Origin of the sequence: Poinsettia branch-inducing phytoplasma str. JR1 (assembly GCF_000309465.1) — a bacterium.
GTDB lineage: Bacteria > Bacillota_I > Bacilli_A > Acholeplasmatales > Acholeplasmataceae > Phytoplasma > Phytoplasma pruni.
This window is the reverse complement of record NZ_AKIK01000174.1, coordinates 1-1,036: the sequence shown is the minus strand read 5'-3', so window position 1 is coordinate 1,036 and position 1,036 is coordinate 1. Positions and strand designations below refer to the sequence as shown.

At 25.4% G+C, this 1,036-nt stretch carries 1 protein-coding gene; it reads left to right on the top strand.

Going from position 1 to position 1,036, the window contains the following annotated elements:
• The coding region (locus ON17_RS03690) for a hypothetical protein (RefSeq protein WP_026072021.1) at window positions 1–986 on the top strand (986 nt) is incomplete at its 5' end.
• Window positions 987–1,036: the final 50 nt, after the last annotated feature.

Genomic DNA, 1,036 nt, shown 5'->3' with positions numbered 1-1,036 from the left:
ACGACGCTCTTCCGATCTTGCTAGCATTATCTAAATCAAATTATGCTTTTACTCCTGATAATTACACAAAAGATTCTTTTTCGCAACATCCACAAAAAGGATGGAAACATGAAGGAGGGAATATTTTTTCTTCTGATTCTAGATCTTTTCAAGGAATACATGATTTAGAAACGGTTCCTTGTAAATCTTATCAAGAATTTTTAAATAATAAGCAATTAGCAAAAGATGGAGTTTTGTTTGCTTCTAGTTTTTTTCCTATTATTGGCAATGTTGCAGGTGCAATAGATTTTGTAACAGATGTTAGCGGGTTACAAGATGCATTTTTGAATGATAAAGAACAACATATTGCTATGTTAAATGCTATGGTAGAACAATATTCTAAAGACTATCCAGAAAAATGTTTTTTCTTTTTTAATTTAAATGATTTAGATAATGTAAAAGATATAGATATTTCTTTTTGTGATTGCGATATGTTTTCTCTTGATTTAGAAAATTTTTTAAATAATTGGGTTAGAATAAGTGATAATTTTAAGGATAGACTAATGAAAGATAAAATTAAAAAAATAGTAATGAAAAAAACAAATCATAAAATAGGACATAAAATAGCACAAACTGCTTTAAAAAAAGCGTCTAAAAGAAACTTAGGAAGATTTATGGGAAAATTTTTTGTTCCAGGATTGGCAAATGCTTATGATAAAGCAGAACAAATATATGAATTTGAAAGTAATATTAAGAAAAGAATTAAATTTGACATTAAAAATAATAATAATGAAAAAACATTCGGATTCGCTATCCATTTTCCTTCAGATCAAGAAATAGAGATTTATGAAATAATAAAAAAAAGCGATAATAAACAATATTCAGGATTAGTTGCAAAAGTTAATATTTCTAATTCAGATCATATGTTAATCAGTATTTTAACTGTTAAGCGATCTGACTGCTCTCCTAAAAATATACCTATTTATTGTGGTAAATTAAAGATTTAAGTTTTTTCTTCATAAAATTACAATTAACATTTTTTGATTTTTATTAATTA